Here is a 13,025-nt window from a genome sequence, read left to right on the forward strand (position 1 = left end):
GTCCGTCACTTTCACCCGCTTCCCGTCCCGCGCGTGCCCGCGTTCGTGGCGGGTCGAGGGTGCACGCTAGTCGGCCTGCGGGCGATGGGGCGAGATGTTTTCTTCGGCCATGCGCTCCGGCCGCATGGCACGGCCATGACGCAGTCGGCCAATTTGCTTCTCGGGGTGAAGCGTGGACCCACCAAACGGCTCTCTCCGACTTCCGTGCTCACACATTTCCCGGAATTGCAAATTCCCCGAGAAGGGCTCTTCCGGCCTCTTTGCTCACACCGCGAAGGCGTCTGTCAAGCGCTGCGCGGGGCGATGCGTGAGGTCCGAACTCCCCGGTCACCAGCGTGTATCTGGTGCTAGGGTATTCACTCGTCCCGAGCCCAGGCCGCATTCTCAGCGCCGTTCCGCTCGGATTGCACCGCGGTTCGCCGCCCTTCCAAGCGGTTCGCCAAGACTTTCTTTCTCCGGAATTCCGGAGGAATATCCGCACGCCTCGCCCTGGAGTTCCCTCATGTCTGCTGACAGCGTCGCTGTCACCGCCCCCGCCCCGGCAAAAACGCCCGGTGCCGCACCCGGGGGCCGCCATCTCGGCCTCGCCCTCTTCGTGATCGCCGCCGCCCAGCTCATGGTGGTCCTGGACGGCACGATCACCAATATCGCCCTGCCCAGCATCCAGACCGCCCTCGGCGTCTCCGACGCCAGTCTGGCCTGGATCGTGAACTCCTACGCCCTGGCCTTCGGCGGCCTGCTGCTGCTCGGCGGACGCGCGGGCGACCTCTTCGGGCGGCGCCGGATGTTCCAGGTGGGCATCGCCCTGTTCACCCTGGCCTCCCTCCTCGGCGGACTCGCCCCGAACGAGGGCCTGCTGATCGGCGCCCGCATCCTCCAGGGAGTCGGCGCGGCCGTCGCGGCGCCCAGCGCCCTGTCCCTGATCGCCACGACCTTCCCCGAGGGCAGGCCGCGCAACAAGGCCATGGGGGTCTACGCCGCCATGGCCGGTATCGGCGCCACCGTCGGACTGCTGCTCGGCGGCGTCCTGACCGACGCCCTCGACTGGCGGTGGGTGTTCTTCGTGAACATCCCCATCGGCCTGGCCGTCCTCGCCGGGACCAGGACCCTCGTCGAGGCCGAGCGCCACAAGGGGCGCCTGGACCTGCCCGGCACCATCACCGGCACCGGCGGTCTGATCGCGCTGGTCTACGGCATCACCCGGGGCGGCGAGCACGGCTGGACCGACACCCTGACCCTGTCCTGCTTCGTCGTCGCCGCCGTCCTGCTCAGCGCCTTCCTCTTCATCCAGAGCCGTACCGCGCACCCGATGATGCCGCTGCGCCTGTTCAGGGACCGCAACCGCGCGGGCTCGTACGCCACGATGCTGTTCATCGGCGCCGGAATGATGGCGACGTTCTACTTCCTGACGCTCTACATGCAGCTCATCCTCGGCTACAGCGCGGTCAGGACCGGCTTCGCCAACCTGCCGTTCAGCCTCGGCATGGGCATCGCGGCCACCCTCAGCTCCAAGCTGATCACCCGCCTCGCGCCCCGGCTGATAGCCGGACCCGGCCTGCTGCTCGCCGCCATCGGCATGTTCTGGTTCGCCACGCTCACCCCCGAATCGTCCTACGCCGGGCATCTGATGCCCGCGATGTTCGTGACGGCGCTCGGCCTCGGCATGGGCTTCGTACCGATGACCCTCGGCGCGGTCAGCGGGGTCGAGCACCAGGAGACCGGCATCGCCTCCGCGCTGCTCAACACCGCCCAGCAGATCGGCGGTGCCCTCGGCCTCGCCGTCCTGTCGACCATCTCCACCTCGGCGGCGAACGACAGGCTGCCCGACGCGGCCGCCTCCTTCTACCGCGGCCTCGCCACCAAGGACCAGGGCCTGGTGGCCGACGCCGCCGACGCCCTCACCCACGGCTACACCCTGGCGTTCGTCGCCGCGGGCGCCATGTTCCTCGCGGGCCTCGTGGTCACCGCGCTCGCCGTCAACTCCAGGGCGCAGCAGGCGGCCGACGGACCGGCCCCCGTCCACCTGGGCTGACGGCACGGCCAACGCCCCCCGGGCGGTCCGGCGCGACGCGCGCGCAAGGCAGGCGCGATCCGGGCGCGGAGCGCGAAAGTACGCCGTCCGCGCTCTAGCCTGGGAGTCCGGAACCCGGGGTCCGGAAGGAACCGGGGGTCCGGAAAAGAATTCTTCCGCGAGGTGTAGAGAACGCACCGCCCGCTCCGACGTCCCAGGTGAAAGTCATCCACCAGGGGTGACGGCGCGACCGAGGAGTGAATCATGAAGTATCTGGTGATGGTCCAGGGCTCCCAGGCCGACTACGAAACGATGGCGGGCAAGCCCTCCGGGACGAGCCCGGCCTGGAGCGAGCAGGAACTCCAGGCGATGTACGCCTTCATGGGCGCCCTCAACAACGACCTCGCCGAGTCCGGTGAGCTGATCGACGCCCAGGGCCTGACGGAGCCCGCGCAGACCCGCTTCGTCAGCGCGGGCAAGGACGGCCGCCCCGTGATCACGGACGGCCCCTACGGCGAGACCAAGGAGGTGCTCGCCGGGTACTGGCTCCTGGAGTGCGAGAGCCTGGAGCGGGTCACCGAGATCGCGGTGCGCATCACGGAGTGCCCGGGACCCGAGGGGCTCGTCGAGCCGCCCGTCGTGATCAGGCCGGTGCACGGGTCCGGGGGCGCCTGCTGAGACCCGCCACCGGGACCGAGGACCTGCTGCGCCGCCACGCGCCGCAGGTCCTCGGCGCGCTCGTACGCCGGTACGGGCACTTCGCCACCGCCGAGGACGCCGTACAGGAGGCGCTCCTCGCGGCGGCCCGGCAGTGGCCGGGCGAGGGGGTGCCGGACAATCCGCGCGGCTGGCTGATCAGGGTGGCCTCGCGCCGCCTCGTCGACCAGCTGCGCGCGGACGAGGCCCGGCGGCGGCGCGAGGAGGACGCCGCCCTGCTCACCCCGCGCGACGCGTTCACCGCTCCCCCGCCTGGGGAGGSCSGCRCCCCCTCGGACGACGACACCCTCACGCTCCTCTTCCTCTGCTGCCATCCCGCGCTCACCCCGCCCGCGCAGGTCGCCCTGACGCTGCGCGCCGTCGGCGGGCTGACCACGGCGGAGATCGCCCGCGCCCACCTGGTGCCGGAGGCCACCATGGCGCAGCGGATCAGCAGGGCGAAGGGGAAGATCAGAGGCGTGCCGTTCCGGCAGCCGGTCCCCGCCGACCGCGACGCGCGGCTCGCCGTGGTCCTCCAGGTGCTGTACCTGATCTTCAACGAGGGCTACACCGCGACGTCCGGCGACGCCCTGCACCGTGCCGACCTGGCCCGCGAGGCGATCCGGCTGACCCGTGCCGTGCGCCGCCTGCTGCCGACGGAGGGCGCGGTGACGGGCCTGCTCGCGCTGATGCTGCTCACCGAGGCACGCGCCGCCGCGCGGACCGGGCCGCACGGCGAGCTGATCCCGCTCGACGAGCAGGACCGCGGGCGCTGGGACGGCCGTGCGATCGCCGAGGGCACGGCGCTGGTCGAGGAGGCGCTCGCCCAGGGGCCGCCGGGCGCCTATCAGTTGCAGGCGGCGATCGCGGCGCTGCACGACGAGGCGGCGCGCGCCGAGGACACCGACTGGCCGCAGATCCTCGCCCTGTACGACGTGCTCGTACGTCGCGCCCCCGAGCCCATGGCCGGGCTCGGCCGGGTCGTGGCGTACGCGATGGTGCACGGGCCGCGCGCCGGGCTCGGCGAACTGGCCGCCGTCGAGGAGCAGTTGCGCGGGCACTACCGCCTCGACGCGGTACGCGCCCATCTCCTGGAGAAGGCGGGCGAGCGCGAGGCGGCGATCGCCGCCTACCGTGCCGCGGCCAGGGGCACCCTCAGCCGCCCCGAGGCGCACTACCTCCGGACGCGCGCCGCCCGGCTGCTGCCCTGAGCCGGGCGGCGGCCGAGCATTGACTTGGGTCTCCCCCCGGATTGAAGATCATCACAGGTCCGGGCGGCGCCCTGGTGACGGGCGCCGACCCGGGGGCCCGCGGCTCCGGAGAGCCGGACCGGGGCCGGGCGGAGAGGTGACGTGTGGAAGCGCTCGAAATGGTGGCGGTCGGAGCCGCCGGGGTCGCGGCGGGCGGGCTCAACGCGGTGGTCGGTTCCGGCACGCTCATCACGTTCCCGACCCTGCTGGCCTTCGGCTGTCCGCCGGTGCTCGCCAATGTGTCGAACAGTCTGGGTCTGGTGCCGGGCACGCTCAGCGCCGCGTACGGCTACCGGCGCGAGATGAAGGGGCAGGGCAGGCGCCTGGTGCGCTTCGGCGCGGCGTCGCTCATCGGCGGTCTCATCGGCGCGCTGCTCCTGCTCAAGCTGCCCGCCGACGCCTTCCAGGCGGTGGTGCCGGTGCTGATCCTCACCGCCTGCGTCCTGGTGCTGCTCCAGCCGTGGCTGAACCGGCGGCTGAAGGAGCGGGGCCCGGAAGGCAGGCGGGACGGCGGCGTGCCCCTGTGGTGCGGGGTTTTCGCCACCGGCGTCTACGGCGGCTACTTCGGGGCGGCCCAGGGGGTGCTGCTCATGGGCCTCTTCGGTGCCTTCATCCTGGACGACCTCCAGCGCCTGAACGCCGCCAAGAACGTCCTCGCCTCGCTGGTGAACGGCGTCGCCGCCGTCGTCTTCATCCTGGTGGCGGACATCGACTGGGCCCTCGCCGGGATCATCGCGGCGGGGTCCACCGTGGGCGGGCTCGTGGGCGCGCGCTACGGCCGCCGTCTGCCGCCGGTCGCGATGCGCGGGTTCATCGTCGTCGTGGGCGTCACAGCGTCGGTGGTCATGCTCGTACGCTGAATGGTTTATCATTGAACATGAAGAGGCTCCGACCGAGATTCCCCCGTCCGGTCGGGGCCACTTCCCGTTCAGGCGCCGTTCGTGCCGCGTCTCCGGCGCCTCACGTGCCGCGTCTCCGGCGCCGTTCGTGCCGTGCTGCCCGCGCCACGAGTGCCGTGATCTCCCCCGCCGTCCCCGTCTTCCCCGGTTTTCACGCCTTCGGGGACGAATATGCCAACCGCACGGCGCCATCGGGACCCGAGCGTCATCATGCGTTCATGGACGGTGCCAAGCCTGTGCAGGTCTTGTTCACGCCCGAGGAGTACGCCCTGGTCGTGCGGCAGGCGGACCGGGCCGGAGTGCCGGTGGCGGAGTACATACGCCGTGCGTCGGTGGCCGTCCTGACCGACGAGCCGCTGGAGCCGTGCCAGGCGGCGGACGCCCGGCGCGGGGCGTCCGTGCCGCCGGTCAAGCGGGGCCTGGGGGCCGACGGGACGCCCGCGCTCCAGCGCTTCCTCGACACCCTGGCGGCATCCGCCGAGCCCAAGGAGTGAGCCCGGGAGATGGCGCGGGCCCCGGGGTCAGGAGAGCACCAGCTCCGGCTGGTAGAGGTCGAGCCAGAGCGCGAGGTCCAGGGTGCGCTCCAGGTCGCGCCGCGACGCCTGGGTGATCTGCGGCGCCTCCCTGCGCGCCGCGCGGGCCGCCCGCTCCCTGTCCACCAGATCGAAGACCGGGTGGCCCGGCTCGGCGAGGAGATTCTTGACGTGCCCCTGCAGGGCGACGGCGTACTTGGGGTCCTGCGTGGAGGGATAGGGGCTCTTCACCCGGTCGTACACCGACCGGGGCAGCACATCGGCGGTCGCCTCGCGCAGCAGGCTCTTCTCCCTGCCGTCGAACGACTTGAGCGCCCAGGGCGCGTTGTAGACGTACTCGACGAGCCGGTGGTCGCAGAACGGCACGCGCACCTCCAGGCCGACCGCCATGCTCGCGCGGTCCTTGCGGTCGAGCAGGACGCGCACGAAGCGGGTCAGGTGCAGATGGCAGATCTTGCGCATCCGGAACTCGAAGTCGCTCTCGCCGTCCAGCCGCCGGATGCCCTCGACCGCCGTCGCGTAGCTGTCCTTGACGTACGCGGGCAGGGCGAGCGCGTCGGTCAGCTCACGGCGCAGTACGCCGGAGTCGTCACCGAAGTGGTCGGCGAACCGCACGAGCCAGGGGAAGGTGTCGGCCGTGCGCGCACTCTCGTCGAAGAACTGCAGATAGCCGCCGAAGACCTCGTCCGCGGACTCCCCCGAGAGCGCCACCGTGGAGTGCTCCCTGATCGCCCGGAAGAGCAGATAGAGGGAGGCGTCCAGGTCACCGAAGCCCATCGGGATGTCCCGCGCGCGGATCATCCTGGCGCGCACGTCGGGGTCGGCGAGCGCCTGGGAGTCCAGGACGATGTCGCGGTGCTCGGTGCCCGCCGCCCGCGCCACGTCGTGCACGTACGGGGTGTCGGGGGTGGCCCGCAGCTCGTCGGCGACGAAGTTGTCGGTCTGGCCGACGAAGTCGACGGCGAAGCTGCGCACCGTCTCGCCCCGCTCGGCGAGCTGCCGCGCGGCGAGCGCCGTCATCGCCGAGGAGTCCAGGCCCCCGGAGAGCAGGGTGCAGCGCGGCACGTCCGAGACGAGCTGGCGGCGCACGATGTCGTCCAGGAGCTCACGCACCCTCGCGATCGACGCCTCGCGCCCGTCCTCGTGGGGCCGCGTCCGCAGCTCCCAGTAGACGTGCCTGCGCAGACCCGAGCGGTCGACCGTGACGACGGTGCCCGGCTCGACCTCGCGCATGCCGTCCCACACCGCGTGCCCCGGCGTCTTGACCATGGCGAACAGCTCGCGCAGGCCGTCGAGGCCGACCCGGCGGCGGGCCAGCGGGTTGGCCAGGATCGCTTTCGGCTCGGAGCCGAAGAGGACGCCGTCCGGGGTCTCGTAGCAGTAGAAGGGCTTGATGCCCATGCGGTCGCGGACCATGACGAGCTTGTCGTGCCGGGCGTCCCAGATCGCGAAGGCGTACATGCCGTTGAGCCGCTCGGCGAGGGCCTCGCCCCACTCCAGATAGCCGCGCAGCACGACCTCGGTGTCCGATGCGGTGGTGAAACGGTGGCCCCGGCCGGTCAGTTCCGACCGGAGCTCGGTGTAGTTGTAGGTCTCCCCGGAGTAGACGAGGGCGACGGTGCCCGTCGGCGTCTCGACGGTCATCGGCTGGCGCCCGCCGGGCAGGTCGATGATCGCGAGCCGGCGGTGCCCGAGCCCGGCGGGCCCGCTCGTCCAGGTGCCGCGGTCGTCGGGACCGCGGCAGGACATCGTCTCCGTCATGGCGTCCAGGGTGCTTGCCGCGGCCGTCAGATCACGGTCGAAGGAGACCCAGCCGGTGATGCCACACATGTGCTTCCTCCCGCGTTCTCGCCGAACTAGATGTAGCTAGCATCTATATATCGAGGGTGCTCCGCGTGGCGCGCCCGGTCAACACCGCGATGCCCCCCGGCAGGCGCGGCCACCCCACGGTTTCGGCCGCACTTTGCCAGGGCGAGAGGGCGCGGCACGGCCCGCACCCGTCACCCGGCCCTCAGCTCCGGCGGCCCTCCGCATCGCGGAAGGAAGCATTCCGGCCACGGGCAAAGACTTGTCCATACTTGTCAGCGATCCGCCGCATCCCCTGCGGTGGCGGAGCGCAGCAGCTCCTCCGCGTCCTTCCGCGCCTCTTCGAGCGCCCCCGGGAAGACCCGCAGGCCGCTCGCGACCAGACCGCCCTCGTGCAGCAGCATCAGCGTCCGCCCCAGGCGCCCGGCCCGGTCCGGGGCGAACTCCGCGGACAGGCCGGTGAAGAGCGCGAGCATCCACGCCTTCTGGCCGGTGATGATCGCATACGCGGGGTGGGCGGGGTCACTGATCTCGGCGTGCGCGTTGACCATGCCGCACCCCTTGGACATGTGGTCCACCGCCCAGTCGTGCGAGGCGTCGAAGACGGCGAGGACCTTGTCGCGGGGCGCCGGAGCCTCGTCCACATACCCCGCGAGGAAGGCCCGCCAGCGCTCGTCCCGCTCGGCGAGGTACTCCACGACGATCTGCTCCTTCGAGCCGAACCGGTCGTAGAGCGTCTTCTTCGTGACCCCCGCCTCGGCGGCGATCAGGTCCACACCGACGGCGTGGATGCCGCGTTCGTAGAAGAGCCGCGCCGCCGCGTCGAGCACCCGGCGCGCCCCAGGGGTCATGGCGACACGGCGGGGTCCGGCGGCGGCACCGCTCGCTTTCTCGGTCATGCCCCCATAGTAAACCGATCGGTTTATCCGATCACGTACACTCGGCGGCACGGCAGTAAACAGATCGGTATACCCCGGTCCGCCGGGGGCGAGGAGAGGAGCACTCATGAACGTCCTGCTGTCGGCCGCGTTCGTGCTGGCGTGGAGCTCCGGGTTCATCGGGGCCAAGCTCGGCGCGGGCAGCGCGTCCGCGGTGACCGTGCTGATGTGGCGGTTCCTGCCCCTGGCGATCGTCCTCGCGCTGGTGGCCCTCACCCTGACCCGGGCGGCCTGGCGCGGTCTCGCGGCGCGTGACATCGCGCGGCAGGCCCTCGTGGGCGCGCTGTCGCAGAGCGGCTACCTCCTCACCGTCTACTACGCCATCCAGCTCGGCGTCTCCAGCGGCACTACCGCACTGATCGACGGGACGCAGCCGCTCGTCGCGGGCGCGCTCGCCGGGCCGCTGCTCGGGGAGTTCGTCACCCGCACCCAGTGGATCGGCCTCGGTCTCGGCGTGACCGGCGTCTGCGTCGTGACGGCCGCCGACTTCGCGGGCGGCGGCACCGCCCTGTGGGCCTATCTCGTGCCGTTCCTCGGCATGTTCTCCCTGGTGGCGGCGACGTTCCTGGACCGGCGCGCACCCCGGCCCGTGCGCTCTTCGGTGGCCATGACCGTGCACTGCGTCACAAGTGCCGTCATCTTCACCGCACTTGCCCTGGCGACCCGGTCCGCGACGCCACCGGCCGAGGTGTCCTTCTGGACGGCCATCGGCTGGCTCGTGACGCTCTCCACCTTCGGCGGGTACGGCCTGTACTGGCTGATCCTGCGGCGCTCCGGGGTCACCCAGGTCAACACGCTCATGTTCCTCATGGCGCCGGTCACCGCCCTGTGGGGCGCGCTCATGTTCGGCGAGCCCTTCGGGGCGCAGACGGCGATCGGCCTGGCCGTCGGACTCACCGCCGTGCTCGTCGTGCGGCGCGGCGCGACGGCTCCCCGTACGACGGCCTCTCGTACGGCCCCTTCTGGTACGGCTCCCGCCCGCACGGCCCCCGCACGCACGGCTCCCGCGCCTTCCGTCGAGGCCGGGGGCGTCACTCCGGGGTCAGATAAGCCTGCACGCCGGGTGCGTAGCGGTCGGTGACGTCGGCGATCGCCGCCTCGCGCAGATGGGGGCCGCGGGCGATGCCGTACATCGCGCCCAGGCCGATCAGCATGCTCACGGCCAGCTCGGCGCGGAGCCCGGTGTCGGGTCCGGAGAGGCGTTCGCTCAGCCGCTGGACCACCTGGGCGCGGAAGTTGGCGCGCAGGATGTCGCCCCGCTCGCCGTGGAGCGGCGCGAAGACGATGCGCAGGATGGGGTCGGCGCCGCGCTCGGCCTGGCCGGTGAGCAGGTGCCGGACCATATGGCGGCCGAGGTCGGCCAGCGGCGCGTCGAGGAAGGCCCCGGCGTCCGCCTCGAAGGACATCACCTTCGAGAACAGGGCGTCCTTGTTGCCGAAGTACTTCAGGATCAACGGGGCGCTCACCCCGGCGCGTTCGGCCACCGCCTTGAGCGTGATGTCGCCATGCGCGTGGCGGGCGAGCAGATGCCTGGCGGCGCGGATGATGGCCGCCTTCGATGCCTCGGCGTCCCTGCGGCCGCCCGTGACCGGCCCCGCGGCCCGGTTCGCCGTCGCGGCGGCGTCCTTTCTCCCCACGGTCACGCTCACGTTCCTTCCAGGGCCGTGTCCTGGGCGGACCCGCCGCTCCCTGCGGGCGCCCGCGCCTCTTCCCGGGCTGGGTCAGAGGGTATGGCCAAGGCCGCCGCGCACGCGACGAGCGCGACCGTGCCCGCCAGGGCGAACGCGAGCCGGTAGCCGCCCAGGGTGGGGATGTGCGCGCCGCCCACCGTGCTGGTGTGCCGGACGAGTACGGCCGCGACGGCCGCGCTGCACACGCTCTGGCCGATGGTGCGCATCAGGACGTTCACCCCGTTCGCCGAGCCCGTCTGCTCGACCGGCACCGCCCGCAGGATCAGCGTGGGCAGTGCCGAGTACGCGAGGGTGGTACCGGTCGACACGACGGCCGCGCCCAGCATGATCACCCACAACCGCGTGCTGTCGACGATACGTACGACATAGCCCAGGGCGATGACGACCGCCCCGACGGCGAGGGTGATCCTGGGGCCCCGGGCGGTGGAGATACGGGCCGACAGCGGCGAGAGGGCGAGCATGATCACGCCGTTGGGCAGCAGGCAGAGGCCGGTCGCGACGATCGAGAGGCCGAGGCCGTAGCCGCTGGCCGCGGGCGCCTGCACGAGCTGGGCGGTCACCAGGGAGTTGGCGTAGAAGGCGAACCCGGCGAGCAGCGCGGCCACGTGCGGCAGCGCGACGCGCCGCCCGGCGGCGAGGCGCAGGTCGACCAGCGGCTGCGGCGTGCGGAGCTGCGTCCACCACCACACCGCGAGGATGACGGCGGACCCGGCGAGGAGTCCGAGCACCGGGGCGCTGCCCCACCCCCACTGGCCGCCCTGGGCCACCGCGAGCAGCAGGCAGACCAGACCGGCCGCGAGACCGAGGGCACCTCGGATGTCGAACCGCCCCGGTGAGCGCACCGGCGACTCCCGCACGGTCCACCAGGTGAGCCCCAGACCGAGGGCGCCCAGGGCGGCCGTCGCCCAGAACATGGCATGCCAGTCCGCGTACTGCACGATCAGCGCGGCGAGCGGCAGCCCGAGGGCGGCGCCGATGCCGACGGTGGAGCTCATCAGGGCGACGGCGGAACCGGTGCGCCGGGGCGGCAGTTCGTCGCGCAGGATGCTGATGGACAGCGGCACCACGGAGGCGGCGGCGCCCTGAAGCGCGCGGGCGGCGATCAGCAGCCGGATGTCGGAGGTGAGCGCGCACAGCACGGAACCGGCGGTCATCAGGCCGAGGGCGAGCAGCAGCACGCGGCGTTTGCCGTACATGTCCCCGGCGCGGCCGAGCACCGGGGTGAGGACCGCGCCGGCCAGGAGCGTCGCGGTGACCAGCCAGGAGACGGCCCCCGGTGAGCTGCCCGTCAGCCGGGGCAGATCGGGCAGGAGGGGGACGACGACCGTCTGGGTGACGGCCATCAGAATCCCGCCGAAGGCGAGGACGGGAACGGCGAGCGAAGCACGCGGACCGCGCACTTCAGTGGATATCGGCACGGGCTCCATCGGCAGTCCCCCGCGGCACTGAGGCGATCCTTGGTGAATTGAAATTCACCATAGCGGTCGCGGGTGGCGGGTGAATGGAAATTCACCATGGTTTCCGGGGTCCCGGAGGCGGCCGACTCGCGCTCCTCGCGCCGGGACCCCGCACCCCGGCACGGAGCTGCGCCGAACCGCTCCGGGCATACTGCGCCCCATGAACCGACTCCGCATCGGCCTGGTCGGCACCGGGCCCTGGGCCACCGCCACCCACGCCCCCGCCCTCGCCAAGCACCCGGACACCGATCTCACCGGCGTATGGGGCCGCAGGCCGGAGGCGGCGGCGACGCTGGCCGCCGCGCACGGCACCGCGGTGTACGAGGACGTGGACGAGCTCTTCGCGGCCAGTGACGCCGTGGCGTTCGCCGTGCCGCCGGACGTGCAGGCGCCGCTCGCGGCGCGGGCCGCCGCCGCGGGCTGCCACCTGCTCCTCGACAAGCCGGTGGCCACGACGCCGGAGGCCGCGCGGCAGCTCGCGCAGGCGGCCGAGCGCGCCGGGGTGGCGTCCGTGGTCTTCTTCACCCTGCGCTTCGCCCCCGTGACCTCGGCCTGGCTCGCCGAACAGCAGGGCACGGGCGGCTGGTTCACCGGCCGCGCCGACTGGTTCGGGGCCTTCTACAAGCCCGACGGGGACGCCGCGTTCTCCTCCCCGTGGCGGGAGAGCAGGGGCGGCCTGTGGGACGTGGGGCCGCACGCGCTTTCGATGCTGCTGCCGGTCCTCGGCGACGTGAGCGAGGTGACGGCCGCGCGCGGTCCCCGCGACACGGTCCATCTGATCCTGCGGCACACGAGCGGCGCGTCCAGCACGGCGGCGCTCAGCCTGACGGCACCGGAGAAGGGCGCGGGCCTCGCGGTCGAGTTCCGCGGCGAGCACGGCATCGCCGTACTGCCCGCGTGGGAGAAGTCGGACGAGGCGATCGGCACCGCGGTCGACGGGCTGGTCTCGGCCGTGCGCACCGGCACGGCGCACCCGTGCGACGTCCGTTTCGGACTGCGCGTCACGGAGATCCTGGCGCGGGCGGAGGAGCGGATCGCGTCGGTTTAGAAGAACCGGCACAAGAACCGGGACCCCCGCGGGCGGTCGGTACCGTGGCCGCTACGTAATGGCGAGTGACGGCACCGACCGCAGCCGGCGGCCCCATGGAGCCGGTCCGGGAAGAAGCCCTGTGGGGTTCCCCGCTTGCCCTGTTTCCGCTCACATGGAGCGGAATACGAACAACCGTTCCTCACACTTCCCGCCACGGCCCGATGGGCCTGGGGGGTACCCGATGCCGGGGAATTTCAGCCATTCTCTGGCTCCCCGGACAAGATGCCCCACTGTTGTGCACACGCACTCGCCGACGATCAAAGGTGCAGGTCGGCGAGGTCGCGCCCACCATGATGCCGCAGCCGCTGATCGTTTTCTTCGGGCAATGTTTAGTCCCAAAGAAGGTGCGAATATTTAGACTGCTGATGCTCCAACTCGGCGTGTACAAGAGGGATTACCCACCATGAACAAGACGGCGCTGCGCGCTCTGCTCCGCGAACGACGCGCCCTCATCGCCCCCGAATCGCATGGTTTCTCCCGCCCCAGCGGTCAGGGCCGGCGCGCGCCCGGCCTCTCGCAGCACCAGGTCGACCAGTTGCTGCACCGTACGTTCGGCACGTACCACCGCCTCGAATCSGGCAACTACCCGAACCCGCCGACCACTCTTCTGCGCGACGTGGCCCGCCTGTTCGGCCTGAACGAACAGGAGTGGGT

Annotated in this window: 12 protein-coding genes; 8 read left to right on the top strand and 4 right to left on the bottom strand. The window is 71.9% G+C overall.

The genetic code is table 11. The annotated features are described in order from the left end of the window. Nucleotides 1–502 precede the first annotated feature (502 nt). From AB8Z36_RS12700 to AB8Z36_RS12720, 5 genes are all read left to right on the top strand, one after another. Nucleotides 503–2,032 carry a DHA2 family efflux MFS transporter permease subunit gene (locus AB8Z36_RS12700; RefSeq protein WP_369213363.1) on the top strand — a complete coding sequence of 510 codons (1,530 nt, stop codon included), beginning with the start codon at nucleotides 503–505 and terminating at the stop codon, nucleotides 2,030–2,032. A gap of 243 nt (nucleotides 2,033–2,275) precedes the next feature. Further along, nucleotides 2,276–2,689, top strand: a complete 414-nt coding sequence (locus AB8Z36_RS12705) for a YciI family protein (protein WP_369213364.1) — start codon at nucleotides 2,276–2,278, stop codon at nucleotides 2,687–2,689. Then, nucleotides 2,683–3,918 (top strand): RNA polymerase sigma factor, encoded by a 1,236-nt coding sequence (locus tag AB8Z36_RS12710; RefSeq protein ID WP_440581902.1) that lies wholly within the window; start codon nucleotides 2,683–2,685, stop codon nucleotides 3,916–3,918. Before AB8Z36_RS12705 ends, AB8Z36_RS12710 begins: the two co-directional genes overlap by 7 nt. 143 nt (nucleotides 3,919–4,061) lie before the next feature. Continuing rightward, nucleotides 4,062–4,817 (top strand): sulfite exporter TauE/SafE family protein, encoded by a 756-nt coding sequence (locus AB8Z36_RS12715; RefSeq protein ID WP_369213365.1) that lies wholly within the window; start codon nucleotides 4,062–4,064, stop codon nucleotides 4,815–4,817. 257 nt (nucleotides 4,818–5,074) lie between these two features. Beyond that, the gene (locus AB8Z36_RS12720; protein WP_369213366.1) at nucleotides 5,075–5,350 is read left to right on the top strand and encodes a plasmid mobilization protein; all 276 of its coding nucleotides are present in this window, start codon (nucleotides 5,075–5,077) and stop codon (nucleotides 5,348–5,350) included. A 27-nt stretch (nucleotides 5,351–5,377) separates the two neighbouring features. Here AB8Z36_RS12720 and asnB read toward each other — a convergent pair whose 3' ends face one another. Beyond that, the gene (gene asnB / locus AB8Z36_RS12725; RefSeq protein ID WP_369213367.1) at nucleotides 5,378–7,219 is read right to left on the bottom strand and encodes an asparagine synthase (glutamine-hydrolyzing); all 1,842 of its coding nucleotides are present in this window, start codon (nucleotides 7,217–7,219) and stop codon (nucleotides 5,378–5,380) included. Nucleotides 7,220–7,470: 251 nt separating this feature from the next. Further along, nucleotides 7,471–8,094 (bottom strand): TetR/AcrR family transcriptional regulator, encoded by a 624-nt coding sequence (locus tag AB8Z36_RS12730; protein WP_369213368.1) that lies wholly within the window; start codon nucleotides 8,092–8,094, stop codon nucleotides 7,471–7,473. A gap of 106 nt (nucleotides 8,095–8,200) precedes the next feature. Here AB8Z36_RS12730 and AB8Z36_RS12735 point away from each other — a divergent pair, with 106 nt between their 5' ends. Further along, nucleotides 8,201–9,214, top strand: coding sequence for a DMT family transporter (locus AB8Z36_RS12735; RefSeq protein ID WP_369213369.1), 1,014 nt, complete (start codon nucleotides 8,201–8,203; stop codon nucleotides 9,212–9,214). Here the strand turns inward: AB8Z36_RS12735 and AB8Z36_RS12740 are convergent. Both AB8Z36_RS12740 and AB8Z36_RS12745 read right to left on the bottom strand, forming a co-directional pair. Continuing rightward, nucleotides 9,165–9,770: a TetR/AcrR family transcriptional regulator gene (locus AB8Z36_RS12740; protein WP_369213374.1), complete on the bottom strand. Its 606-nt coding sequence runs from the start codon at nucleotides 9,768–9,770 to the stop codon at nucleotides 9,165–9,167. The two genes, AB8Z36_RS12735 and AB8Z36_RS12740, sit on opposite strands and share 50 nt — an antisense overlap. Nucleotides 9,771–9,778: 8 nt before the next feature. Next, a complete protein-coding gene (locus tag AB8Z36_RS12745) occupies nucleotides 9,779–11,251 on the bottom strand; it encodes an MFS transporter (protein ID WP_369213370.1) in 1,473 nt (490 codons plus the stop codon). A 190-nt stretch (nucleotides 11,252–11,441) separates the two neighbouring features. Here AB8Z36_RS12745 and AB8Z36_RS12750 point away from each other — a divergent pair, with 190 nt between their 5' ends. After that, nucleotides 11,442–12,329 (top strand): Gfo/Idh/MocA family protein, encoded by an 888-nt coding sequence (locus AB8Z36_RS12750; RefSeq protein WP_369213371.1) that lies wholly within the window; start codon nucleotides 11,442–11,444, stop codon nucleotides 12,327–12,329. A 445-nt stretch (nucleotides 12,330–12,774) separates the two neighbouring features. Next, a partial coding sequence (locus AB8Z36_RS12755) for a helix-turn-helix domain-containing protein (protein WP_369213372.1) occupies nucleotides 12,775–13,025 on the top strand: 251 nt, incomplete at its 3' end.

The organism is Streptomyces flavofungini (genome assembly GCF_041028215.1).
In the GTDB taxonomy this organism is placed as follows: Bacteria; Actinomycetota; Actinomycetes; order Streptomycetales; family Streptomycetaceae; genus Streptomyces; species Streptomyces flavofungini_B.